21 protein-coding genes are annotated in these 23556 nt (G+C 60.9%); 6 read left to right on the top strand and 15 right to left on the bottom strand.

Features of this window, described 5'->3' with window-relative positions:
- Positions 1-33: 33 nt before the first annotated feature.
- Both SJY33_RS14045 and SJY33_RS14050 read right to left on the bottom strand, forming a co-directional pair.
- Positions 34-2241, bottom strand: a complete 2208-nt coding sequence (locus tag SJY33_RS14045) for a GumC family protein (RefSeq protein WP_379923400.1) — start codon at positions 2239-2241, stop codon at positions 34-36.
- Positions 2242-2246: 5 nt separating this feature from the next.
- Positions 2247-2975 (bottom strand): polysaccharide biosynthesis/export family protein, encoded by a 729-nt coding sequence (locus SJY33_RS14050; RefSeq protein WP_379923401.1) that lies wholly within the window; start codon positions 2973-2975, stop codon positions 2247-2249.
- Positions 2976-3365: 390 nt separating this feature from the next.
- Here SJY33_RS14050 and SJY33_RS14055 point away from each other — a divergent pair, with 390 nt between their 5' ends.
- Positions 3366-3779 carry a hypothetical protein gene (locus SJY33_RS14055; protein ID WP_379923402.1) on the top strand — a complete coding sequence of 138 codons (414 nt, stop codon included), beginning with the start codon at positions 3366-3368 and terminating at the stop codon, positions 3777-3779.
- A gap of 1 nt (position 3780) precedes the next feature.
- On the opposite strand, the gene wecB is transcribed toward SJY33_RS14055, so the two are convergent.
- The 4 genes from wecB to SJY33_RS14075 form a co-directional block, all read right to left on the bottom strand.
- Entirely contained in the window at positions 3781-4923 is a 1143-nt protein-coding gene (gene wecB, locus SJY33_RS14060; RefSeq protein WP_379923403.1) for a non-hydrolyzing UDP-N-acetylglucosamine 2-epimerase, read from the bottom strand.
- Positions 4924-4934: 11 nt separating this feature from the next.
- Complete coding sequence (gene wecC, locus SJY33_RS14065; protein ID WP_379923404.1) at positions 4935-6239, bottom strand: UDP-N-acetyl-D-mannosamine dehydrogenase; 1305 nt, start codon at positions 6237-6239, stop codon at positions 4935-4937.
- 99 nt (positions 6240-6338) lie between these two features.
- Entirely contained in the window at positions 6339-6821 is a 483-nt protein-coding gene (locus SJY33_RS14070; protein WP_379923405.1) for a glycosyltransferase, read from the bottom strand.
- Entirely contained in the window at positions 6818-7276 is a 459-nt protein-coding gene (locus SJY33_RS14075) for a glucuronosyltransferase (RefSeq protein ID WP_379923406.1), read from the bottom strand. Before SJY33_RS14075 ends, SJY33_RS14070 begins: the two co-directional genes overlap by 4 nt.
- 171 nt (positions 7277-7447) lie before the next feature.
- Between SJY33_RS14075 and SJY33_RS14080 the strand changes: the two genes are divergently transcribed.
- The gene (locus SJY33_RS14080) at positions 7448-8764 is read left to right on the top strand and encodes a UDP-glucose dehydrogenase family protein (RefSeq protein WP_379923407.1); all 1317 of its coding nucleotides are present in this window, start codon (positions 7448-7450) and stop codon (positions 8762-8764) included.
- Positions 8765-8767: 3 nt separating this feature from the next.
- Here SJY33_RS14080 and SJY33_RS14085 read toward each other — a convergent pair whose 3' ends face one another.
- Genes SJY33_RS14085 through cysD form a run of 3 tightly spaced genes read right to left on the bottom strand, consistent with a single transcriptional unit; the run spans position 8768 to position 12362 of the window.
- Positions 8768-9517, bottom strand: a complete 750-nt coding sequence (locus SJY33_RS14085) for a 3'(2'),5'-bisphosphate nucleotidase CysQ (RefSeq protein ID WP_379923408.1) — start codon at positions 9515-9517, stop codon at positions 8768-8770.
- Positions 9514-11427, bottom strand: coding sequence for a sulfate adenylyltransferase subunit CysN (gene cysN / locus SJY33_RS14090; protein WP_379923409.1), 1914 nt, complete (start codon positions 11425-11427; stop codon positions 9514-9516). The genes SJY33_RS14085 and cysN overlap by 4 nt, the downstream gene beginning before the upstream one ends.
- Positions 11427-12362, bottom strand: a complete 936-nt coding sequence (cysD, locus tag SJY33_RS14095) for a sulfate adenylyltransferase subunit CysD (RefSeq protein WP_379923410.1) — start codon at positions 12360-12362, stop codon at positions 11427-11429. Before cysD ends, cysN begins: the two co-directional genes overlap by 1 nt.
- A 121-nt stretch (positions 12363-12483) precedes the next feature.
- On the opposite strand from cysD, the gene SJY33_RS14100 reads away from it, so the two are divergent.
- Positions 12484-13566, top strand: coding sequence for a CaiB/BaiF CoA transferase family protein (locus SJY33_RS14100; RefSeq protein ID WP_379923411.1), 1083 nt, complete (start codon positions 12484-12486; stop codon positions 13564-13566).
- On the top strand, positions 13566-14015 hold the full coding sequence (locus SJY33_RS14105; RefSeq protein WP_379923412.1) for a MaoC family dehydratase: 450 nt from the start codon (positions 13566-13568) through the stop codon (positions 14013-14015). Before SJY33_RS14100 ends, SJY33_RS14105 begins: the two co-directional genes overlap by 1 nt.
- 18 nt (positions 14016-14033) lie before the next feature.
- Here the strand turns inward: SJY33_RS14105 and SJY33_RS14110 are convergent, their stop codons facing one another.
- The 4 genes from SJY33_RS14110 to SJY33_RS14125 are packed head-to-tail and all read right to left on the bottom strand — an operon-like array spanning position 14034 to position 18413.
- On the bottom strand, positions 14034-15476 hold the full coding sequence (locus SJY33_RS14110; protein ID WP_379923413.1) for an efflux transporter outer membrane subunit: 1443 nt from the start codon (positions 15474-15476) through the stop codon (positions 14034-14036).
- 4 nt (positions 15477-15480) lie between these two features.
- Positions 15481-16479, bottom strand: coding sequence for an efflux RND transporter periplasmic adaptor subunit (locus tag SJY33_RS14115; RefSeq protein ID WP_379923414.1), 999 nt, complete (start codon positions 16477-16479; stop codon positions 15481-15483).
- A 51-nt stretch (positions 16480-16530) separates the two neighbouring features.
- Entirely contained in the window at positions 16531-17262 is a 732-nt protein-coding gene (locus tag SJY33_RS14120; RefSeq protein ID WP_379923415.1) for an ABC transporter ATP-binding protein, read from the bottom strand.
- A 14-nt stretch (positions 17263-17276) separates the two neighbouring features.
- Positions 17277-18413, bottom strand: coding sequence for an ABC transporter permease (locus tag SJY33_RS14125; RefSeq protein ID WP_379923416.1), 1137 nt, complete (start codon positions 18411-18413; stop codon positions 17277-17279).
- A gap of 95 nt (positions 18414-18508) precedes the next feature.
- Between SJY33_RS14125 and SJY33_RS14130 the strand changes: the two genes are divergently transcribed.
- On the top strand, positions 18509-19189 hold the full coding sequence (locus SJY33_RS14130; RefSeq protein ID WP_379923417.1) for a TetR/AcrR family transcriptional regulator: 681 nt from the start codon (positions 18509-18511) through the stop codon (positions 19187-19189).
- A 107-nt stretch (positions 19190-19296) separates the two neighbouring features.
- Entirely contained in the window at positions 19297-21255 is a 1959-nt protein-coding gene (gene ftsH, locus SJY33_RS14135; protein ID WP_379923418.1) for an ATP-dependent zinc metalloprotease FtsH, read from the top strand.
- A gap of 468 nt (positions 21256-21723) precedes the next feature.
- Here the strand turns inward: ftsH and SJY33_RS14140 are convergent, their stop codons facing one another.
- The gene (locus SJY33_RS14140) at positions 21724-22812 is read right to left on the bottom strand and encodes a DUF3667 domain-containing protein (protein ID WP_379923419.1); all 1089 of its coding nucleotides are present in this window, start codon (positions 22810-22812) and stop codon (positions 21724-21726) included.
- Between the two features lie 13 nt (positions 22813-22825).
- Positions 22826-23554 carry a ParA family protein gene (locus SJY33_RS14145; protein WP_379923420.1) on the bottom strand — a complete coding sequence of 243 codons (729 nt, stop codon included), beginning with the start codon at positions 23552-23554 and terminating at the stop codon, positions 22826-22828.
- Positions 23555-23556: the final 2 nt, after the last annotated feature.

Here is a 23556-nt window from a genome sequence, read left to right on the forward strand (position 1 = left end):
GGTGATCGACCGTGAGGCGCCGGGATGCGATTCTTACTTTTCTCGTCCGTATTCGTAGTAGCCGTACTGGTACCCGTATGACTGGCCGGCTTCGAGCGCACGGTACTTGGTCAGCACCACACCCATCATGTTGCCACCGGCCTGGGCCAGCCTGCGGATGGCATTGCGCGCCTGGCCCAGCGAAAGACGGTTGGCCTCGAGGACAAAAACCGTCCCATCGACAAGATTGGCCAGGATCGTGGCATCGGCAAGACCGAGCACGGGGCAGGAGTCAAAGATGATCAGCGAGTATTCCTGGCGGTACCGTTCGATGAAATCGTGCATTTCCTGCGATGCAAGAAGCTCGGCCGGATTGGGCGGAATTGCCCCGATGGGAAGAATTTCAAGGTTGTCGTGAACGCCCTTTACCACCGCCTGGTGAAGTTCGACATGTCCTAGAAGCACCTCAACGAGACCGATCTTGGGCCGCTCGATGTCCATCAGATTGGCAACCGAGGGCCGCCGCAGATCGGCATCGACCAGCAATGTTTTGCGACCCAGCTTGGCAAAGAGTTCCGCCAGGATGACCGCTGTCGTGCTTTTGCCTTCGCCAGCCTGACTGCTGGTCAGCTGGATCACATTGCGATTGCGCGGCATGGCAAAATCGATCGACGAGCGTATCGACGAATAGGCTTCCATCAGAGAGCTGAACTGTTTGGTGTTATGCAATTCCAGATCGCGGTCCTCGACGTGCGGGGTGTGACCCAGAAGGGGCATGCCGATCTTGTCTTCGACATCTTCCAGCGAGCGGATCCGGTCGTCGAGCACTTCGCGCAAAACGGCCAAGGCGGCAGCGAGCGCAATACCGAGCACCAGCGCCAAGCCCATATTGCGCGGGATGCTTGGTGCAAACGGTGAACGCGGAACCAGCGCGGAATCGATCTTGTCCAAGGTGCCCGGGTCCAGCGTGGACGCGCTGTTAATCTGATTGAAGCGGTCAAGGAGCGACTTGAGCTGATCCCGCAAGGCCTGTGCCTCACGATCTAGGGCGCTCAATTCGACCTGCTGATCCTGTTCGACCAGCCTTTCACCCGTCAGCGATGCCAGTTCCGCTTCCAAAGCCTGTTCCTGGCTCTGCGCTACAAGGAATTGACTGCGGGCGGTTGCCTTGACGTCGTTACTGCTGCGTTCAATCTGCGCCTCAAGCGACCTGATCTGTGTCAGCAGGTTCTGGATCTGAGGGAAATCATCATTGTAACGCTGCCGCAGTTCGACCAGCTGCCCAAGCTTGCTCGTGCGTTCCGCAACAAGTGCCTGCAGCACCGGGCTTGACTGCACTTCGGGCAGCTCGGCCGCCGGCAATCTCTGAATGGCACGCCAGCGTTGCTCGGCTTCAATCCGTGCCGCGCGGGCTGCAGACACGCGTTCATTGATGCTGGACAAATTGACCGAGCGTAACGTCGAAGGTGCCTGACCTTCCTCCCCCGAACTAGACGACTCCAAAATGATGCCGCTGTTGCGGGCATAGGAATTCGCAACCTGTTCAGCTTCAGAGAGACGCTGGCGCGTCTCATCGATCTGGTCCTTCAGATAATCGAGGGCATACTGATTGCCGGCAACCGAATTGCGCGCGCCCGTTGCGACGAATGCGTCAGCATAAGCATTTGCGATCTCGGCGGCGAGGATCGGGCTTTCAGACCGAAAGCCGATCCCGATGATCCAGTTTTCCGTGGGTACATCAACGACGACATCATTGGTCAGAGCCGTAACAGCAATTTCCTGCTTCGCCTTGAGCCACTGCTCGTCGGTCATGCCAGGCGCGCGACCCTCGTCGACATCCTTTCCGACGAAATCGTACCGCGAAGCCAGATTGAGATCAGTTGCAACCGTTTCGGCGATACTGCGGCTTTTGATGATTTCCGCCTGCGTGGCGAGGAAATCGTAAATCTGGTTGGGGTTGTAGCCTTGCTCCACATTCTGCCCCTCGACGACATATTGGCCGAAAGGCTTGACGCTGACCTTCGTATTGGCCTGATACATCGGCGTCGCAAGCAAAGTGACAATCAGTCCGCCTATCAAGGCCAGCACGATAACTGTGCCCACCAACCATCGTTGACGGTAAATGATGCCGCGGATCGCCGCAAAATTGAAAAACTGTGCTCGCGGCGCTACCGGTCCAAGCTGCCCTTCCGGTGAGTAAACATCAAGCCAGTCGCCCTGACGATGAGCGTCGGGCGCATGGACTATTGATCGATCATTCATTGAAGTTAGTTCCCAACACCAGCGGCCGCGAACACTCCAAAGGCGGGCAGAGCCTTCAATAGGTCCTCCCAGAACACCGAAAGGCCATCGGTGCCCATCACGACGCGATCGCCCGGCTGGAGCACGGGGTCCAGCATGGTGCCCTGACTGATTTGCTGATAATCAAATTTGGCAATCAGGATGCCTTGCGGGCTCTCACGAAAAACGGCGACCTGATCTGTCTTGGCGGACCGCTTTAATCCCTTCGCCAAGGCAACTGCGGAAGACAGTCGCGAACCCGGCTGGAAAGGATAGACCCCGGGACTGTTCACCGCACCTTCGACCGTCACCAAGTGTGAGGCGAAATCGCTGATGTTGATGCTAACCTGGGGCGATTTGATACCCGCCGCGGCCAATCTGCGAACGACGTCCTGCTCGAATTGCTTGGCGGTCATGCCCGCAGCAGGGATGGACCCGAGCATCGGAAGTGACACGTTGCCTTCCACGCCGATCATCACCCTCTCGACCGAGAAGTCGGGTTCGCGGAAAACATTGACCGAAATCTGGTCTGACGGGCGCAGCAAATATGTTGTTGGTCTTGCGAAGGTAAAGGCGTCTTGGCCCAAATCCGCACGGGGTTCTGAAGCCGCTACACCGATCTTGGGCTCAGGCGTTGACGCGCAACCAGCCAATACCACCAGCCCGGCGCTCATCACTGATGCTTTCCACAAAGTCTTGGCCTTCAGCGACGTCATGGCGCTCTCCTTAAATAGGCAATTTTGCGTAGAAACGATCCCCGTTCGCGCTTAGACGTCGACATACCGCAGTGCAACACTTAAGCATGAACGTTGGCCCGCGCGCTTTGCCACGAAACCGCACGGAAAATTGATCGCCGTCATGCGCGAGATTTGCCTGCCCATTCGTTGCAAGCTGGCTGCTGCTCGCTAATTCTTGAAGAGCCGCAGAATTTGTCGCATGGGACCAAGTTACTCCCACGTTTTTACGGAAGATTGCAAATGCAAGCCGTCGTTAGCACGCTCAGCCTTGCGGCGAGCGGCGTCTATGCCTTCGTTGTGCTCGCTTGTGTCGCTGCAGCCATCACGTCACGACGGTTCAATCAGGCGCCAAACCATTTCGGGACGTGGTTGATCCTCGCCACTGTATTTGTCGTCCTGATCGCGCTGCGGTTGACCGCGGCGGAAGATCTGCTTCGCGAAAGCCTGCGCGCATCGCTGAGGGCGAGCGGCGACTACGACCAGCGGCGAGAATTCCAGGGGCCGCTTGTTGCCGCGATCCTGGTATTCGCCGGCATTGGCGTGCTGGCGCTGTTGCATCGCGCGACGCGGCGCCTGCGGGGGCGGAGGAATGTCGCTTTGCTGGTGGCCGGATTCGCGTCGCTCGCGATGCTGTTCCTGATCGTTCTCAGGCTCGCATCGCTGCATGCCATCGATGCCCTGCTGTATGGGCTGAAACTGAATTGGGTGATCGACCTTGGAGCCAGCCTTGCCGTGATGCTCGCGGCGGTCGCCTATATACGAATCGTGAAATCGCGGCCCTGATTCATGGCTGCGCTTTCGATGGCGCAAGGATTGCCGCTATCTGGCGGCCGGCCGTGCCGTCGCCATAGGGGTTGTGCGCGCGCGCCATGGTCTCATAGGCTGCGGCATCTTCCAGCAATCGGACAGTTTCTGCCACGATAACAGACGCATTCGATCCGACCAGCCTGGCGGTACCGGCTGCGACACCTTCCGGGCGTTCCGTCGTGTCGCGCATGACGAGGACCGGCTTGCCCAAGGCTGGGGCCTCCTCCTGTATACCGCCGGAATCGGTCAGGACGAGATCGCACGCCTCCATCATCGCGACGAAATCGAGATAGTCCAGCGGATCGGTCAGCGCGATGTTGGCATGGCCGGTCAGTGCGGGGCGCATCACGCCGGCAACGTTGGGATTGGGATGGAGCGGATAGATGATCGCGACATCATCGCGCCCAGCCAGCGTCTGCAATGCCGAGGCAACGTTCTGCATGCCAGCGCCGAAGTTCTCACGGCGGTGCGCCGTGACCGCAATGATCCGCCGGCCGGCGAACCGCTGCCTGAGCGGCGCGATCGCAGGGGCCAGATGGGGCGCAGAGGCGACTTTCTCGCGCGCAAACAGCAGGGCGTCGATCACCGTGTTGCCGGTCACGTGGATCGAATTTTCATCCACGTTTTCAGCGCGCAACGCTGCTGCGGCGATGTCCGTCGGCGCAAAATGGAGGTCGGCGATCACGCCGGTGACCTTGCGGTTCACTTCTTCGGGCCAGGGCGAATAGATGTCGCCGCTGCGCAATCCTGCCTCGACATGGCCGACCGGGATGCGCCGGAAATAGCACGCCAGCGACGCCATCATCGTGGTCAGCGTATCGCCATGCACCAGCACACGATCGGGCGACAAGTCGTCGAGGACGGCACCGAAACGCGCAATGAGCCGCGCCGAAAGCGCGTCGAGCGACTGGTTGGGCTGCATCAGGTCCAGATCGACGTCGGGCACCAGCCCGGCCATCGCCAGCACCCCGTCGAGCAGTTCGCGGTGCTGGGCGGTCACCACGACCTTGACATCGAACTGCCCGGTTTCGTGCAAGGCAGCGACGACCGGGAACATCTTGATCGCTTCGGGCCGGGTGCCGAAGGTCACAAGGATGCGGGGCAGCCGGCCGCCGGACATGCGCGAACCGCTCACCGTCGCAGCATGCCGCGCGTATCGAACACCAGCTTGCCCGCCAGATCGGCAGGGGCGAGATGCTTGAACGCGGTGTGATCGACTAGCACCACCACGATTTCGGCTTCCCGCAGCGCTGCGTCAAGCGTCACCAGTGTCGCACCGGTTCCGGCAAAGGCCTGGGGCAGTTCATCGGTGAACGGCTCCACCACCAGGATCTGGTCGCCATGCGTGTGCGCCAGGCTTTCCGCGATTTCGAGCGCGGGGCTTTCCCGGAAGTCGTCGATATCGGGCTTGAAAGCCAAGCCCAGCAGCGCGACCTTGCCTTCGGGCGCGGCGCTCAGCAGCGCGCGTATCTTGTTCTGCGTGTGCAGGGCCTTGTGGTCGTTGACCTCGCGCGCGGTCTTTACGAGCCGCGCCGCCTCGGGCGCCCCTGCGACCAGAAACCAGGGGTCGACCGCGATGCAATGGCCGCCCACACCGGGGCCGGGCTGCAGGATGTTGACGCGCGGGTGGCGATTGGCGAGCCGGATCACATCCCACACATCCACGCCGATCACGTCGGCGATCATCGACAATTCGTTGGCGAAGGCGATGTTCACGTCGCGGAAGCTGTTTTCGACCAGCTTGACCGTCTCGGCCACGCGCGCGGTGGTATAGAGACAATCGCCTTTCACGAAGCTGGTGTAGAGCACCGCCGCACGCTCTGCGCAGGCTGCGGTCACGCCCCCGATCACGCGATCATTGTGCACGAGTTCGTTGACGATCCGCCCGGGCAGCACCCGTTCGGGGCAATAGGCCAGCGCGATGTCCGCATCATCGGTGCTCCCGTCGCGCGGGACCGCCAGATCGGGGCGAAGTTCGGCGATGATCTGCGCCACCCTTTCGGTCGTGCCGACGGGCGATGTGCTCTCGACGATCACGCAGGCACCCGGCAGGATCTGGGGCGCGATCGCGCGCGCGGCGGCTTCGACATAGGAAATGTCGGGGGTGTTGTCCGGTCCGAGCGGCGTGGGCACGGCAATCATGTAGAAACTGGCGGTGGGAACCTGGGTTGCAGCGACCAGCGTCTGCGCGGTGATGGCATCATGGACGAGCTTGTCGAGATCGCGCTCCTCGATATGCACGCCGCCTGCATTGACGGTGTCGACCACCTTTTGCGACACATCCACGCCGCACACGCTCCAGCCATAGGAGGCGAGCAGCGCCGCAGTCGGAAGGCCGATATAACCCAGCCCGATGACCGCGACCTGATGGTCCGGCGCCGGATGATCAGAAGCCTTGCGTCCGAGCGTGGCCGTGGCGTCAAAAGGAGCATTCATGTAAAATCGTGTCCCGGTTTCCGCCGGAACCTTGGCCGCAAAGCCCTTAAGATCGCGTTAGGCTAACCATGCTTTTCACCATGGTGCGGCACGGACGCGCTAGAGTAGCCGGCCTTCGATGAAGGCGCCCAAGGCGCCATGGAGCGCGTGCGCGGTGGCGGATTGCGCGGCGGCATGATCCTTCAGCGCCAGGCCTTCGCTTATCCGGTCGGCCAGCGCCGCCTCGTCCTGTGCCACCAGAATCCCTGGACGGCCGGCGAGTTTGCGGACGGTGGCGAGCTGATGATCATTGCGATGTTCGCCAAGATCCGCGCGGCGGGGGAACAGCACGATCGGCTTGGCACAGCGGGCCGCGGTCAGGACCGTGCCGATCCCGGCATGACTGACGATCAGGCGGGCCTGTTCGACCAGCGTTTCGAATTCGGCAGGAGCGATCTTGACCCGCGCTTCCATGTTGCGCGGCCGGTAATCGCCTTTGCCGGTCTGTGCGATCACCGGCATCCCAAGCCGGGGCGCCAGATCGTCCATGGCCGCAATCAACCGGTCAAAGCCGAGCTGCATGCCCACGGTTACGACGATCACAGCACCGCTCCGTGATAGCGCGGCTGGTCCGGCCCGGCGAGGTGTTCCCACTGCGTCCAGCACTGGTTTGCGAACCGCTTGGACAGCTTGCCGCACATCGACAGTTCCTCGCCGTTGGCAACGCTGTCGATCCACAAGGTGCGGGCCCCAATCAGACGGCCGGCCAGAATGCAGAAGAACCCCGGCGCGGCGCCGGTCGATATGACCACCTGCGGCCGGTGCCGGAACACGATGCGCAAGGCGACGAGTGCGCACAGCGCCGATTGCAGGGGCTTGTTCTGGTTGCAGTCCGGCAGGCGTTCGGCATCGGTGATGCCGTGTTTGGCGGCCACGGCCGGATCGGTCGTGGCGAACCGGATGTCGTATTGCGCCAGCGTCGGACGCAGCAGCATCAGCTGCTCCCAATGTCCGCCGCCCGATGCGACCGCGAGCACCTTGATCGGGGTGATCGTCATTCCTTCACATCCATTTTGCAGTGCACCATTGAAGAAAATCCGCGTATGGGCGCTGCAGATGGTGTGTCAACACGCTTGTTTCACCGCCGGGGGTGATCCACGAAACGCTGCGAATGCGTCAGAAGCGCGGGTCATTTCGGCGTCAGGTTTTTCGGTTAGGGGCAGTGGTTCATGAAGATTGCGATGGTGGGTTCGGGCTATGTCGGGCTCGTGTCGGGGGCGTGCTTTGCTGATTTCGGGCATGACGTGGTCTGCATCGACAAGGATCAGGGCAAGATCGACCGGCTCCATGCAGGCGTGATGCCGATCTACGAGCCGGGTCTCGATGCCCTGGTCGACACCAATGTGAAGGCGGGCCGCCTCAGCTTCACCACCGATCTGGGCGAAGGCATTGCCGGGGCTGACGCGATCTTCATCGCGGTGGGCACGCCCAGCCGCCGCGGCGATGGCCACGCGGATCTCACCTTCGTTTACGAAGTCGCGCGCGAAGTGGGTGAAAAGCTGAACAATGACGCGGTGGTCGTCACCAAGTCGACCGTCCCCGTTGGCACCGGCGACGAGGTCGAACGCATCATCCGCGAGACCGGCACGCAGCACAAATCCGCCGTCGTCTCAAACCCCGAATTCCTGCGCGAAGGCGCCGCGATCGGCGATTTCAAGCGCCCCGACCGGATCGTCATCGGTGCCGAGGACGCGTTCGGCCGCGAGGTGATGCGCGAGGTCTATCGCCCGCTGTTCCTCAACGAAAGCCCGATCCTGTTCACCTCGCGCCGCAGCAGCGAGCTGATCAAATACGCCGCCAACGCCTTCCTCGCGACCAAGATCACCTTCATCAACGAAATGGCGGATCTGTGCGAGAAGGTCGGCGCCAATGTGCAGGACGTCAGCCGCGGAATCGGGATGGATGGCCGCATCGGATCGAAGTTCCTGCATGCCGGGCCGGGCTATGGCGGATCGTGCTTTCCCAAGGATACGCTCGCGCTGCTCAAGACCGCTGAGGATTACGACAGCCCGGTGCGGATCGTCGAAGCGGTGGTCAAGACCAACGACACCCGCAAGCGCGCGATGGGCCGCAAGGTCGTCGATGCGCTGGGCGGCTTCGAACAGGCGCGCGGCAAGAAGGCGGCGCTGCTCGGCCTAACCTTCAAGCCCAACACCGACGACATGCGCGACAGCCCGGCGATTGCGGTGGCGCAGACGCTGATGGATGCGGGCGTTGCAGTGGCCGCCTATGATCCCGAAGGCATGGAACAGGCGCGCCCGCTGCTGCCCGGCGTTACGATGTGCGACAACGCCTACGACGCAATCGCAGGCGCGGACGTAGTCGTGATCGTCACCGAGTGGGACGCCTTTCGCGCCTTGGATTTCCGGCGCGTGAAAGAGCTCGCCAAAGCGCCCGTGCTGGTTGACCTGCGCAATATCTACAAGCCCGATGACATGGCTGCCGCTGGCTTCACCTATGTCAGCGTGGGGCGGGGCGTCGCCTAGCTCTTACAAGCGGGCTACTTCGGCCAGTACCCGTTCGGCCCATTCGGGACGGCAGATCAGCAGGTCGGGCATGTAGGTGTCGGCCTGATTGTAGACCAGCGGGCTCCCGTCAATGCGCGAACAGTGCAACCCATGCGCGGCCGCCACGGCGACGGGGGCGCAGCTGTCCCATTCATATTGTCCACCGGAGTGGAGATAGATCTCCGCCTCGCCGCGCACCACCGCCATCGCCTTGGCCCCGGCGCTGCCCATCGGCACGAGCTCGCCGCCCAGCGCCGCCGCAACCGCCTCCGCTTCTCGGGCCGGGCGGGTGCGGCTCACCAGAAAGCGCGGGCGCCCGGCCAGCGGGGCAAGGGCGCGTGGAGCATCGCTGCGCAACACCACGCCGCCATCACGCCCCGGCAGGGCAACAGCACCAACCTCGGCGACACCTTGTACCGCGAGAGCAACATGCACCGCCCAGTCGGCCCGCGCCTCTCCATATTCGCGGGTGCCATCCACGGGATCAATAATCCAGACCCGGTCCTTGTCCAGGCGCGCGGCACTGTCCTTTTCCTCTTCGGAAAGCAGGCCATCATCGGGCCGCATGGCGCGGATCGCGTGGCACAGGAACTGGTTGGCGGTGGCATCCCCGGCTGCGCCCAGCGCCTTGCCATCGAACATCCCGCTCGCTCGCACTTCGAGCAACAGGCGGCCAGCCGCTTCGGCCAGCTGCCCAGCCAGCGCTGCGTCGCTCAGATCGGCCGCGCTCATTTTAGCGGCAGAATTTTCTGGATGATGTAACGTGCCGCCTCTGTCGGGGTCATGTCCACGGTGTTGACACGGATCTCCGGGCTCGCGGGTTCTTCATAGGGGCTGTCGATCCCGGTGAAATTCTTGAGTTCGCCGGCGCGTGCCTTCTTGTAGAGCCCCTTTACATCGCGCCCTTCGGCGACTTCCAGCGGCGTGTCTACGAAGATCTCGATGAACTCGCCTTCCGGCAGCATCTGGCGCACCATCTCGCGCTCGGCGCGAAAGGGGCTGATGAACGCAGTAAGCACGATCAGTCCTGCATCAACCATCAGCTTGGCAACCTCGCCCACGCGGCGGATGTTTTCGATCCGGTCCGCCTCGGTAAAGCCAAGGTCGCGGTTGAGGCCGTGACGCACATTGTCGCCATCAAGCAGGAAGGTGTGGCGGTTCATCAGGAATAGCTGCTTTTCGACCTCATTGGCGATGGTCGATTTGCCGCTGCCAGAAAGACCGGTGAACCAAAGCACTCGCGGGGTCTGGTTCTTCATCCCCGCGTGATCATCCCGCGTGATCGCAACCGGTTGCCAATGCACATTATCGGCGCGGCGCAGGTTGAATTCGATCATACCGGCAGCGACGGTGGCGTTGGTGAACTTGTCGATCAGGATGAACCCGCCAAGCTCGCGGCTGGTCGCATAGGGTTCGAAGGCGATCGGCCGGTCTGTCGCAAATTCCGCCACGCCGATGCTGTTCAGTCCCAGCGTTTTGGCCGCCAGATGCTCAAGGCTGTTCACATCTATTTCGTATTTTGGCGGCTGAACCGTTGCGGTCACTACTTGTGTGCCGAGTTTCAACCAATAGCCGCGACCCGGCTTGAGCGCATCTTCGTCCATCCACACGAAAGTCGCGCAGAACTGATCGGATGCTTGCGGCGGGTCACCCGCGGCTGCGATCAGATCGCCGCGGCTGCAATCGACCTCATCAGTCAGCGTCAACGTGATCGATTGTCCAGCGACAGCTTCGTTCAGATCGCCATCGAAGGTCGTGATGGTTCTGACAGTGCTGGTCTTGCCAGAAGGCACAATCCGCACGGCGTCACCGGGCTTCACGGTGCCGCTGGCGATCTGGCCTGCAAACCCGCGAAAGTCGAGATTGGGCCGATTGACCCATTGAACCGGCATTCGGAAGGCAAGGCCTTGCGCTGTGTGCGTATCGATCTCGACCGTTTCGAGATGTTCGATCAACGCGGGCCCTGCATACCAAGGGGTGTGGTCCGATGGCGCGGTGGTGATGTTGTCGCCCTTGAAACCCGAAATGGGAATGGCGGTAAAGTCATCAATTCCAATACTGGAAGCAAAAGCGCGGTAATCGGCCACGATCGCATCGAAGGTTGCCTGATCGTATCCGATCAGGTCCATCTTGTTCACCGCCAACACCACGTGGCGGATACCAAGCAGGTGGACGAGGTACGAATGCCGCCGGGTCTGTTGCAGCACGCCCTTGCGCGCGTCGATCAAAATCACGGCGAGATCGGCGGTTGACGCGCCGGTCACCATATTGCGGGTGTACTGCTCGTGACCCGGCGTGTCGGCAACGATGAACTTACGCTTTTCGGTCGCGAAGAAGCGGTAGGCGACATCAATGGTGATGCCCTGCTCGCGCTCGGCGGCGAGGCCATCGACCAGCAGCGCGAAATCGATCTCCTGTCCTTGCGTGCCGTGGCGCTTGCTGTCGCTTTCCAGCGCGGCGAGCTGATCTTCAAAGATCATCTTGGAATCGTAAAGCAGCCGCCCGATCAGGGTCGACTTGCCATCATCCACGCTGCCGCAGGTGATGAAGCGCAGCAGGCTTTTGTTCTGGTGCGCTTCGAGATAGGCGTCGATATCTTCGGCAATGAGAGCATCGGTTTGGAAGGAGGAGGGCGTATCCATCAGAAATACCCCTCCTGCTTCTTCTTCTCCATGCTGGCGTCACCGCCGTCCTTGTCGATCACGCGACCCTGGCGTTCGCTGGTGGTGGTCAGCAGCATTTCCTGCACCACCTCAGACAAGGTGGAGGCTGTGCTTTCGACAGCGCCGGTCAGCGGGAAGCAGCCCAATGTGCGGAAACGGATCGAACGCATCGTGATTTCGGGGCGATAGCCCATCGTTTCTTCCAATCGGGCAAGATCATCTGCCATGAACAAGCCGCCTTCATATTCGAAAGTCGGTCGTTCGGCCGCAAAGTAGAGCGGGACGATCTCGATGCCTTCATTCATGATATACTGCCAGATGTCGAGCTCGGTCCAGTTGGAGATGGGAAAGACACGTATGCTCTCGCCCTTTTTCTTGCGGGTATTGTAAAGGCTCCACAATTCAGGCCGCTGGTTCTTGGGGTCCCAAGCATGACTTGCCGTGCGGAAACTGAACATGCGCTCCTTCGCACGGCTTTTTTCCTCGTCGCGGCGCGCACCGCCGAAAGCGACGTCAAACCCGTGAAGATCAAGCGCCTGTTTCAGCCCTTCGGTCTTCCACATATCGGTGTGAAGCGGGCCGTGTTCGAACGGATTTATGCCCCGCGCGATCGCTTCGGGGTTCTGATGAACCAAAAGCTGCATTCCAGCATCCCGCGCCGCCTTTTCGCGCAAAGCGTACATGTCCTTGAACTTCCATGTGGTATCCACATGCAGCAGCGGAAACGGAGGGGGTGCAGGATAGAAAGCCTTGCGTGCCAGGTGCAGCATGACAGCAGAATCCTTGCCCACCGAATAGAGCAGGACAGGGCTTTCCGCCTCAGCCATGACTTCGCGGAAGATCTGGATACTTTCGGCCTCGAGCCGCTCGAGATGGGTCAGACTGCGCATGGGGCGAAATGCTACACGCTGCATGGCGCACGACAAGCAAATTTGGCTTTGTGCAATGATGGTGGGCCTTGGGGGTGCAGAGCAATTAGGACGCTTGCTCTTGATCGGGCGTGACGCTTAAGGCTGTCATCAAAGGGAGAGAGATATGAGCCATCCGTCAGGGCCGTTGGCCGGACTGCGAGTCCTTGAATTCAGCGGGATCGGTCCGGGGCCGCATGTTGCCATGCTGTTGGCTGATCTGGGCGCAGACGTGGTTCGGGTCGAACGACCCGGCGTTGCCCCTGGCAATCCGGTGGTGGAACGTGCGCGTCATCGCTTGGCGGTCGATCTCAAAAGTGATGACGGCAAGGCGCAGGTTCGCGCCGCCGCGGAAAAAGCTGACGTGCTTATCGAAGGTTTTCGTCCCGGCGTGATGGAGCGGCTGGGACTGGGGCCCGACGCATTGCACAGCGCCAATCCACGTCTTGTTTACGCCCGGATAACAGGCTGGGGGCAGGATGGCCCATTGGCGCAGGCGGCCGGGCACGATATCAATTATATTGCCATCACCGGCGCGCTGGCTGCGATCGGCAAGCAAGGTGAGACTGCAACGCCGCCGCAGAACCTTGTCGGCGATTTCGGCGGCGGATCGATGTATTGCGCCTTTGGGATCATGGCCGCGCTTTATGAACGCGAAAGGTCGGGCAAGGGGCAGGTGGTTGATGCCGCGATTGTCGATGGGACGACCAGCTTGATGAGCTTTTTCTTCGGCATGCGTCACATGCCGCACCTTAGCGCGGAACGCGGCAAGGGCATGCTGGGGGGAGCGGCGCATTTCTATCGCTGTTTTGCATGTGCCGATGGCAAGGAGATCTCCCTTGGGTCGATCGAGCCGCAGTTCTATGCTGAAATGCTTGCACGTTCTGGTGCACCGGAGGAACTGGCGAAGGGACAGATGAACCCTGCCAACTGGGACGATTACACCGAAAAGCTAGCAGCGATGTTTCTAACGAAAACACAATCCGAATGGTGCGCGCTTCTCGAAGGTTCAGACGCGTGCTTCGCACCTGTGCTCGCAATGGATGACGCACGAAACCATCCGCACATGAAAGCGCGCGAAGCCTATGTGGAGCATGACGGCATCTGGCACACCGCGCCCGCGCCGCGGTTCAGCCGCACGCCGGGTATTGTGCGTTCGAGCGCGGATGACGGCGCGGATGTCGTTGCGCGCTGGATGGAGGCCGGTTGATGGCGGGCAAATTCTTCGACGAATGGACCGTCGGCGACCGGATCGAACACCCCATACGCCGCACCGTGACCGAAACCGACAATCTTCTGTTTTCGACCATGACGCACAATCCGCAGCCGCTGCATCTTGATGTGGAGGCGGCCAGGGCGAGCGGATTCGGGCAGATCCTTGTCAATTCCACGTTCACTTTCAGTCTGCTGGTCGGGCTTTCGGTAGGAGAAACCACGCTGGGTACGCTGGTCGCCAATCTCGGGTTCGATAAGGTGGTTACGCCCAACCCGGTGTTCATCGGCGATACGCTACACGCGGTAAGTGAGATCAAGGATTTGCGCGCCAGCAAGTCGCGGCCTGATGCCGGGATTGTGACATTCGGGCATGAAATGTGGAACCAGCGCGGCGAGATTGTGTGCCGCTGCGAACGGACAGCCTTGCTCCAGCGCAAGGGCTGATACTTCGCTAATGCTGTTTCACGGGCTTGTCTGACCAAAGGGCGGATCGCTGCGCGCAGGTTCACCGCCGAGTGCTTGCCAAAGCACAATGCGTGCGCGCTGCGTCCGGCCCAGCGCCGCAGCGGCGCGTTCACCGCTCGCATCGGCAGCGCGCCGGGCTTCGAGCACTTCAAGAAAACTTGCCAGACCCGCACGATACCGGGTTTCCGCAAGGCTTGCAGCGCGGGTCAGTTGATCGCGTTCAGTAACTGACAGGCGCGCTTCGTTGTCAGCGGCTGCGACCACGCCGTAAGCCGCTTCGGCATCACCTAATGCTGTAAAGACCGCGCCGCGGTATGCGGCAAAGGCGGCACGCTTGTCGGCGGCTGCCGCGTCGATACCAGCGCTTACCCGTCCAAAGTCGAGCAATGGGCCTGCAATGCCAGCGGCCAAGGTGCCCACCAGCGATTCGTCATCGAACAGGTCTTCAGGGTCGAAGGCCAACAGGCCGAGTACACCGCTCAACGTGATCCGTGGAAACCGTGCGCGCGCGGCGGCAGCAAGATCCGCATCGCTTGCTGCAAGCAATGCCGATGCGGCAGCCACGTCGGGTCGGTTTGCAAGCAGATCGGATGGCAGGGCCGCTGGCGCAGGGGACAATTCGAAAGACAGTGCTGGTTCTGCCAGCGCAGCCCTCACGCTTGCAGCGTCTTGCGCTGTCAGCGCCACCAACCGCCCCAGCAACCGTGCCTTTTCGCTATCCAATGCGGCGAGGCGCACGGCTGACGAACTGGCAGTTGCCTCGGCGCGCACCCGATCGAACCCGGGCGCAAGGCCTGCGTCTTCACGCACCTTGGCCAACGCGGCAAGCTGGCGCGCAGCAGCGGCGTCGGCGTCGATCGCGGCGGCACGGGCATCAAGCACGCGCCAGTCAGTGATGCTGGCAGCAATTTCTGCAAGCAGGCTGATCCGCACGCCCTGTGCCTGGGCGTTTGCGGCGTCAATCCGAGCAAGGGCCGCGCGTTCCTGCGCCTGAAGGCGGCCAAAAATGTCCGGATCCCAGCTCGCAACGATGTTCGCTCCGTACGAAGTCTGTTCAGCGGGAATAATACCTTGCTGACCGGCTTGCCCGAATTGCGCGGGATTGATTCGATTGCGGGTGACATTGCCATCGGCTGCGATATTCGGCAGCCGTTCTGCCCCCGCGCGGCGGGCGCCGGCGCGCGCGCTGTCGATCCGGGCAAGCGCTTCGGCAAGGCTGGGCCCGTTGGCCAGCGCTGCCTCGGACAAGGTGCGCCAGGCGGGATCGCCCACGGGCATCAATGCGGCAAGATCTGATCGTGTTTCAGCTTGCGGCTGGAAGAAAAACGCACCGGGCAATTGCGGGGTTGGAGTCGCGACTTCGGGCGCGGGGTTGGCGATACAGGCCGCTAGAGTCAACGGCAGCAATGCGGCAACCATCACGGCAGGAAAGCGGCGCATCGCCTCAATTCTCCTGCTTGGCCGGGCTTGCACCCGAAGAGCCAGGCCGTGCCGGGATGAAGGCATCGATCTGCTGGCCCACCCGGAACGCATCCGATGGCGGCAGGGCATAAATCAGCTGAAGCACGCGCACATCAACACGTTCCGCAGCGCTGTTGGTCAGCGACCGCTTGGGAACCACCAAAGGCTCAGCGCGGACAAAGGTCGCGTTGACGTGTAGCTCGGCTGCGCCCCGCGGGCTGATTACAGCAGGCTCGCCCAAAGCAACCCGCGCCACTTCGTTCTCGTCAATGTCCACGCGGACATGAAGCGGGTTGGTTTCACCCATCTGGATGAAGGGCTGGGCGTTGCCTCCACCTTGCGTCGCGACATATTCTCCGGGTCGGATGTTGACAGCAAGGATCTCGCCGGAAATGGGCGCGCGCACGATCAAGCGCTCGATTTCGGTGCGCGCTGCCGCCGCAGCGGATTGCGCCGCGGACAGGCGGGCGCGCGCAACGCCGGCGCGGCTGGTGGCGGCGGCTTCTTCGCCTTCGGCGCGGATCACTTCGGCACGGCTTACTGCAGCCGGGTCGGACAGATCGCGGTACAATGCGAGTTGCTGACGCGAAGTTTTCTGCGCAGCGCTGGCCTCTGCAATTGCTGCGCGTGCTTCGTTGATGGCGGCATTGGCTTGATCAAGCGCAGCGCGAGCGGCACGGCCATCGACCACAAACAGCACCTGACCTTTTGCCACGCGTTCGCCCGGACGCACGCGAACATCGGTTACAAGGCCTGACAGTGCCGATCCAATGTCGATCACTTCGCTCGCCGGTTCGACAATCCCAGCGCCTGCAACGCGCGGCGCACTTGCAAGCTGCCCCACGGCTTTTGGCGGCTGTTCGACCGGTTCGGCAGTGGAGCGATTGGGCAGGCCGACAAAGACCAGCCACGCACCCACGGCAAGGCCGATCAGCGCGGCAATCGGCAGGATCTGGCGAGCGAAGCTTAGATTGCGGAACATGGTGTCCTCAGCGCGGTCAAAAAAGTGAAAAAGGGGACGTTGGTGGCGGGATCAGTGATCATCGGGCATGTCCGTGCCGTCATGGGTGATGCGCCCGTCTTCCAGAACGATGATACGGTCGGCGAGATCGAAGATCCGGTTGTCATGCGTCACGATGATACACGCGCGGTCGGGTGCGACGGCGACCTCGCGCAGCAGGTCCATCACGCGGCGCCCCGATGAGGCGTCGAGCGCGGCGGTCGGTTCATCGCACACCACCAGTCGCGGTTCGTGCACCAATGCGCGGGCGATCGCGACACGTTGCTGCTGCCCGCCAGACAACTGGCGGGGCAGCTTGTCGGCCTGATTGCCGATATTCAGCTTGTCGAGCAAAACCTTGGCCTTTTCGCGCGCTTTATCGCGCGGCATGCCCTGCGCAATCAGCGGCACTGCGGCGTTGCTGGCGACATCGATCGAAGGGATGAGATTGTACTGCTGGAAGATGAAACCGATGTTCTGAAGCCGGAACCTGACCAGCTCGGTGTCAGACAGCTTGTAGATATCGGTGCCGAAGACATGCACTTCACCTTCGGTCGGCCAAAGGATGCCGCACATGATCGATATCAGCGTCGTCTTTCCCGACCCGCTCTCACCCACCACATATGTCATCTCACCAGAGCGAATGTCGGTGTCGATGCCATGCAGGACACGAATAGTGGTTTGTCCGGCCTCAAAATCGCGGGTGATGCCGCGCGCACGGATTGCGGCTTCGGGGACGGCCTGTTCGCGGGGCGCGAGGTCCATGATCATTCCTTCGCTCACCGGAACACCGAGGCAGGTTCGGTCTTCAGCACACTGCGGATCGCGATCAGTCCGGTTATGGCGAGGATGATCACCACGGCTAGAAGGCTTATCAAGGGGATCTGCCAAGGAATGTAAAAGCCCTTGAAAAACGGGTTTCCGCTAAAGCCCTTGATGAAGGCGACGGTGCCGATCACCCCCAGCGCATAGCCGATCATCCCCACCATTCCCGCCTGCACGCCGACCATCTGGACGATCTTGCCGTTGGTCACCCCAATCGCCTTCAGCGCGCCGAACTGCTTGATATTGTCGCGCAGGAACAGGCTGAACGTCAGGCCGACAATTGCAATGCCGACGACAAAGCCGAGAAACACGGTAATACCAAAATTGGTCGGAATGCCCGTGTTCTCGATGATGAAGTCGACGCCCGCTTTGGCGAATTCGTTGCGCGTTTCGGCCTTGAGTCCTGTCTCCGCCTCGATCCGGGCCGCCACCGCTTCAGGCGTTTCGCCCTTGCTGATCCCCACCAGCACGAACGACAGCCGGTTGCGGGTTCCGGGAACGAAATTCAGCGCGTTGGAATAGCGTGTGTAGAGCACCACGGTGCTCGTAAAACTGGGGATCGCATCGGAGATGCCGCGGATCACGGCGCGCTGGTCGTTCAGTTCCAGGCGCGATCCCATTGCGCTCTGCGCGTCTGGGAAAAGACGTGTGGTGCCAACATCGTCAATCACGACGCTATCGGGTGAAAACAACACAGACTTGTCGCCGATGGCCATGCGTTCGGGTAGGCCAATCAGTGTGGCATCATCCACCCCGATAACACCAACGCCTTCCAGATCCCCGTCGGAGGTGCGCACGTTGGCCTGCGCGCGCAAATGCGGCACAGCCCATTCGACGCCAGGCACTGATCGCACCCTGTCGAGCGCGGTTCCGGGGAGCGCGTAGCTTACATCGGTGGTGCGGCTGACGGGGTCCATCACCCAAACTTCAGCCTCGGGCGCGTTGTAGACGCCGCTGGCACCACGTTCGACGAGATTGACGAAAATCGTCATCTGCTGGGTGATAAGTAACGTGGAAAAGCCGATTCCGAACAATAACCCATAGAATTTCTGGGCATCCCCGGTGAGCATTCTGATAGCGATCCAGAGCACGTTGGCAGGAACCTTTATCGGGAAGCGGGGTTGCGGAAAACGAATTGTCCGCGCATTTGTGAACGGTATCGTTTAACTGAACGGAGTCGTTCATTTTGTCAATCTGCGGTTCATCTGAACCTGAAAATAAATCCGCTCGTCGCAAGGCGGGGCGGCCGCTGGATGCGGCAAAAAGGACGGCGATCATCGAAGCGGCTGCTCGCCAGTTTTTTCATCACGGGTACGCTGCCACCGCCATCGAACAGATCGCCGCAGATGCGAACGTGTCGAAGGTCACGATCTATAACCATTTTGGCGACAAGCGCGCTCTCTTCGCTGCGGCCGTAGGGCGCGAGTGCGAAAAAATGCGCGGGCATTTCACCCTTGATGATGCCGTGCCCGGTTCGATCCGCGAACGTTTGCTAGCAATCGGCCAAGGCATACTGGCTTTCCTCTTTCGTCCTGAAATGATCCAGTTCGAAAGGCGTATCGCTGCCGAAACCGAAGCCGATCCCGCAATCGGGGAGGCGTTCCTGGAGGCTGGGCCCTGGCGGATGAAGCACGGATTTGCCGAATATCTATGTCAGGAAATGGCGGCGGGCGAATTGATGATCCCCGACCCGGTAATGGCCGCCGAACAATTCGTGTCGCTGTGCAAGGGCATGGGGGATGTCGAACGACGGTTCGGAGCGAGTGTTACTGCAGAGCAGCGCGAGCGGCGTATTGTCGCTGCAGTTGACATGTTCCTTGCCGCTTATGGCGCATCAGCACATGTGCAGCGACCGCAAGATCGATAATTCGCATGATGCTGTTCGAAAATTAGCATCACCTGCAAGGCGGCGCATTATCTTGCCATTCACTGCATGCATCCTACATTGCCCGGTGACGAAAGGAATCCCCTGCAATGAGTCAGCCAACCGATCCCCAGCCGCAAGGCGAAGGCCCCAACCCCTGGGTCAAGCAGCTGATGATCTGGGGCGGGATATTTCTCGCCCTGCTGCTCGTGGTCACCATGTTCAGCAACGCGGGCCAGAACACTGGCGCCGCTATCCGTTATTCCGACTTCCGCGCAGCTGTCGCTGAAGGGGAAGTGCAGGATGTGCAGATGGGTGATGAACTCATTACAGGCACGCTCAAGAATGGTGAGGCGTTCACCACCGTCCCGGTGCCCAACGATGCCGAGATTACCAATCTTATGGAAGAGAACGGCGTCCGCTTTACCGGCACACAGCGCGAAGGACAGAATGTCCTGCTGTTCATCCTTCTCAATTCGCTTCCATTCCTGCTGATCCTGGGGATCGCTTTCTTCGCGCTGCGTCAGGTCCAGAAGGGCGGCAACGGCGGCGCGATGGGCTTTGGCAAGTCCAAGGCCAAGCTGCTGACCGAACGGTCGGGCAAGGTGACGTTCAACGATGTCGCTGGCATCGATGAAGCCCGTGAAGAGCTTCAGGAAATCGTCGAATTCCTCCGCGATCCGCAACGCTTCTCGAAGCTCGGTGGTCAGATCCCCAAGGGCGCGCTGCTGGTCGGCTCGCCCGGCACCGGCAAGACCCTGCTCGCCCGCGCCATCGCGGGTGAAGCGGGCGTACCGTTCTTCACCATCTCGGGTTCGGACTTCGTTGAAATGTTCGTGGGCGTCGGCGCAAGCCGCGTGCGTGACATGTTCGAACAAGCCAAAAAGAACGCGCCTTGTATCGTGTTCATCGATGAAATTGACGCGGTCGGGCGTTCGCGCGGGCACGGTCTTGGCAATTCGAATGACGAGCGCGAACAGACGCTGAACCAGCTTCTGGTCGAAATGGACGGATTTGAGGCCAACGAAGGCATCATCATTATCGCGGCGACCAACCGCCCCGACGTGCTGGACCCTGCGCTGCTGCGTCCGGGCCGGTTTGACCGTCAGGTCGTGGTGCCGATCCCCGATATCGACGGGCGCGAGAAGATCCTCGGCGTGCACATGAAGAAGGTGCCGCTGGCGCCCGACGTGAACCCGCGTGTGATCGCACGCGGCACCCCGGGCTTCTCGGGCGCGGATTTGGCTAATCTTGTCAACGAAGCTGCATTGCTTGCTGCGCGCCGTAACAAGCGCCTTGTCGCGATGCAGGAGTTCGAGGACGCCAAGGACAAGGTCATGATGGGCGCAGAGCGTCGCAGCATGGTGATGACCGACGACGAAAAGAAAATGACCGCCTATCACGAAGCGGGTCACGCGATCGTTTCCGTGTATGAGCCTGCCTCCGATCCGATCCACAAGGCTACCATCATCCCGCGCGGCCGCGCACTGGGCATGGTGATGCGTCTGCCGGAGCGTGACAGCTATTCATACCATCGCGACAAGATGCATGCGAACCTTTCGGTCAGCATGGGCGGCCGTGTGGCTGAGGAAATTATCTTCGGTCATGACAAGGTCAGTTCGGGTGCATCGTCCGATATCCAGTACGCCACCAGCCTTGCTCGCAACATGGTGACGCAATGGGGCATGTCAGAAAAGCTTGGCCCGTTGCAGTACGAAGAACAGTCCGAAGGCTACCTCGGTGCGGGCGCGGCACAGCGCACCTTCCGTTCGAGCACGACCAACGAACTGATCGATAATGAGATCAAGTCCCTCGTTGAAGGCGCGCATCAACGTGCCACGGAGATTCTCAAGTCGAACGAACAGCAACTGCATTTGCTGGCGCAGACCTTGCTGGAATACGAGACGCTGACGGGTGACGAGATCAACGCATTGCTGGAAAATGGCAAGATCGACCGGCCTGACGCACCTCGCGGCACCAGCGTACCGACACAGGTTCGCGGTTCGGCGATCCCGAAGGCCGGCAAGCGTTTTGGCGGCAAGAGTGACGAAGCTCCGCAGGGCGCCTGAACTACAGCGATTCGCGGCGAGAACGAACTCGGTTCAAAAGCCTTCAATACGTGTTTCTGGGACGCAGTGATCATCGGCGCCGGTAGATCCGGCGCCGATGTCATATCACGGATGCTTGCTGGCGGGCTTAAAGTCTGGCGATCGCGGCGGGGCACGGCTGAAAGCGCGCCGCCACTGCTGAGAACCTTCAAGCAGAATCTGCGCGTTGCAAAATAGCGCCGCGGCTCAAGCCGGCGAGGCCTGGGCTTTGGAACGCCCCTTTCACGCTGAGCTGCGGTGAACGCAGGTTTTATCGCGCATCTGCGATGCTTGGCACTGGTCCGACCACCGGCAGCGGGGTTCACGGCGCGGCGCTTGCACGGTTCAAGCCCGATGATTTCGCCCAGCATCGCGATCCTCGCAATTGGGGTGGCGCGTTTATCATCTTGGTAGGGCTTGCTTCTTGCCCGAAGATCGCCCCCCTCAACCTTAAAACGCGCCCAGAATTCCCAAAATCAGAAGAAACAGAAGCGACACGAATTGCGTGCAGAACAGGAGTACGCAAAATCGCCACAGTGCGGAAAAGCGGGTCAGGCCGTAAGCATGCCGCAATTGCTTATAGAGATGTAGGGGGGCTGCCACAGAAAATAACAGCCCAGCCCACATGGTGCCGCCAGGAACCGTGCCGATGATCGACATGGCTATGAACAGCAAGGACATGAAGCTGAGCGAATAGGTGACGAATACCGCATGATCGTAGGCTTTGAACTGGCGGCGCCATGCGAACATCAGCCAAAGGAAAGGCACCGACAAAGGGATCAGCAGCCAGCTGAACTTGTACCCGTTCGATTGCAATTTGTAGAGCATCAGGCTGGGGTTCTGCTGCCATTTGGCGATGATGCCATCGTCGAGAAACCTGATACCGGTTGACGAAAACCGGACGGTTTCCGGTTTGCCAGTGTTGGTTAGTATGCGGCGAAGGACGGTCAGTTCGCCGTCGACCGATTCCCTGCGCGCATCGGTTTTCGGAAGGCGGTCGCGCTCTTGTTCAAGTGTGGTGATTTGCTGCTGGATACTGGTCTGGAAGGCCGATGATCCATCGGTGAACCTGCTGCCGAAATCAGCCGGGGCCGAAATGCCGACCATCTGGAACACCGCGAACATCGCAAACACGGTGAACAGGAACATCGCCATCGGGCTGACGAATTTCGCCCGCTCGCCGGCAACATAGCGGCGGGTCAGATCGCCCGGCTTGAAGGTCAGCAGCGGCAGTGTGTCCCACAGCTTGCCGTCAAGGTGCAGCACCCCGTGCACGATGTCATGGCCGATCGCGGCAAGACTGCGATGAATATGCGCTTTTTGACCACATTCCGGACAGTAATGTCCCAGAAATGTCGCGGCGCAATTGGCGCAGGATGCCGCGCTGTCGCGATCAGCGTCGCCGCGTCCTGTTTGGGGCTCTATTGCGCGGCCAAGCAACCCGCCTTCTATTGCCGTGCCGATCCCTTCGCCAATACCGCTCATGCTGCGCGCCTCTGTGAAGCCGAACCGCTGCGCTATTGGCGCATTCTTTGCCATCACGAAAGGCGATTTAGGTCGACAGCTTGCGCTCAATTGCGGTCCACAGTTGCGCAATCGCGCGCGAGGCTGGTGAACGCGGGGCAAACGCGCCAACGGGTCGGCGTTCCACCGCGCATTGTTCGACCGCGCTGGCAAGCGGGATGGCGGGCCACGTGGGGTTGGCTTCGCGCGCTTGCCGGTGCAACGTCCGGCGCAAATCCAGCATGTTGAGCACTGGCAGAATGGGGGGATGCCCCTTGCCGCTGCCGCGGACCTCATCGACCACCACGTCGAATGCTCGCGCCGACAGGGGCGAGGGCGGAAGCGGCACAATCACCAGATTCGCAGCACGGATGATCTGCGCGCTGAGTTCATTCAGAACCGGCGGGCAGTCGAAAATGATCCGATCATAATTCTTCCCCAGATGGGCGGTAAGCTTGGCCAGCCTTTTCTTCTTGCCGATACGGTCAAGCTGCCGGTCGATCGCGCGGATGCTTTCGTCGGCAGGCAACAGGTCAAGCCCGGTATAGGCGGTGGGCTGTATCAGCCTTTCAGGATCGCTCCCGTCGGCGAACATGCTGTCAGCGCTGCGTTTCTTCTTCGGATCGATACCCAGCAGGAAGCCTGAACCATTGGCCGCATCAAGATCCCACAGCAGCGTCTTGCGCCGCGAAATGCTGGCGGCGCACCATGCAAGGTTGACCGCAAGCGTAGTCTTTCCGACCCCGCCTTTGACGCTGTAGACCGCAATCGATGCCATAC

This window comes from Erythrobacter sp. R86502 (assembly GCF_042466465.1).
Lineage (GTDB): Bacteria > Pseudomonadota > Alphaproteobacteria > Sphingomonadales > Sphingomonadaceae > Erythrobacter.

Excerpts from the sequence above, each read along its gene's own strand:
- SJY33_RS14045 (WP_379923400.1), bottom strand. The coding sequence starts at position 2,241 with ATGAATGATCGATCAATAGTCCATGCGCCCGACGCTCATCGTCAGGGC.
- SJY33_RS14050 (WP_379923401.1), bottom strand. The coding sequence starts at position 2,975 with ATGACGTCGCTGAAGGCCAAGACTTTGTGGAAAGCATCAGTGATGAGC.
- wecB (WP_379923403.1), bottom strand. The coding sequence starts at position 4,923 with ATGTCCGGCGGCCGGCTGCCCCGCATCCTTGTGACCTTCGGCACCCGG.
- wecC (WP_379923404.1), bottom strand. The coding sequence starts at position 6,239 with ATGAATGCTCCTTTTGACGCCACGGCCACGCTCGGACGCAAGGCTTCT.
- SJY33_RS14075 (WP_379923406.1), bottom strand. The coding sequence starts at position 7,276 with ATGACGATCACCCCGATCAAGGTGCTCGCGGTCGCATCGGGCGGCGGA.
- SJY33_RS14080 (WP_379923407.1), top strand. The coding sequence starts at position 7,448 with ATGAAGATTGCGATGGTGGGTTCGGGCTATGTCGGGCTCGTGTCGGGG.
- SJY33_RS14085 (WP_379923408.1), bottom strand. The coding sequence starts at position 9,517 with ATGAGCGCGGCCGATCTGAGCGACGCAGCGCTGGCTGGGCAGCTGGCC.
- cysN (WP_379923409.1), bottom strand. The coding sequence starts at position 11,427 with ATGGATACGCCCTCCTCCTTCCAAACCGATGCTCTCATTGCCGAAGAT.
- cysD (WP_379923410.1), bottom strand. The coding sequence starts at position 12,362 with ATGCAGCGTGTAGCATTTCGCCCCATGCGCAGTCTGACCCATCTCGAG.
- SJY33_RS14100 (WP_379923411.1), top strand. The coding sequence starts at position 12,484 with ATGAGCCATCCGTCAGGGCCGTTGGCCGGACTGCGAGTCCTTGAATTC.
- SJY33_RS14105 (WP_379923412.1), top strand. The coding sequence starts at position 13,566 with ATGGCGGGCAAATTCTTCGACGAATGGACCGTCGGCGACCGGATCGAA.
- SJY33_RS14110 (WP_379923413.1), bottom strand. The coding sequence starts at position 15,476 with ATGCGCCGCTTTCCTGCCGTGATGGTTGCCGCATTGCTGCCGTTGACT.
- SJY33_RS14115 (WP_379923414.1), bottom strand. The coding sequence starts at position 16,479 with ATGTTCCGCAATCTAAGCTTCGCTCGCCAGATCCTGCCGATTGCCGCG.
- SJY33_RS14120 (WP_379923415.1), bottom strand. The coding sequence starts at position 17,262 with ATGGACCTCGCGCCCCGCGAACAGGCCGTCCCCGAAGCCGCAATCCGT.
- ftsH (WP_379923418.1), top strand. The coding sequence starts at position 19,297 with ATGAGTCAGCCAACCGATCCCCAGCCGCAAGGCGAAGGCCCCAACCCC.
- SJY33_RS14140 (WP_379923419.1), bottom strand. The coding sequence starts at position 22,812 with ATGGCAAAGAATGCGCCAATAGCGCAGCGGTTCGGCTTCACAGAGGCG.
- SJY33_RS14145 (WP_379923420.1), bottom strand. The coding sequence starts at position 23,554 with ATGGCATCGATTGCGGTCTACAGCGTCAAAGGCGGGGTCGGAAAGACT.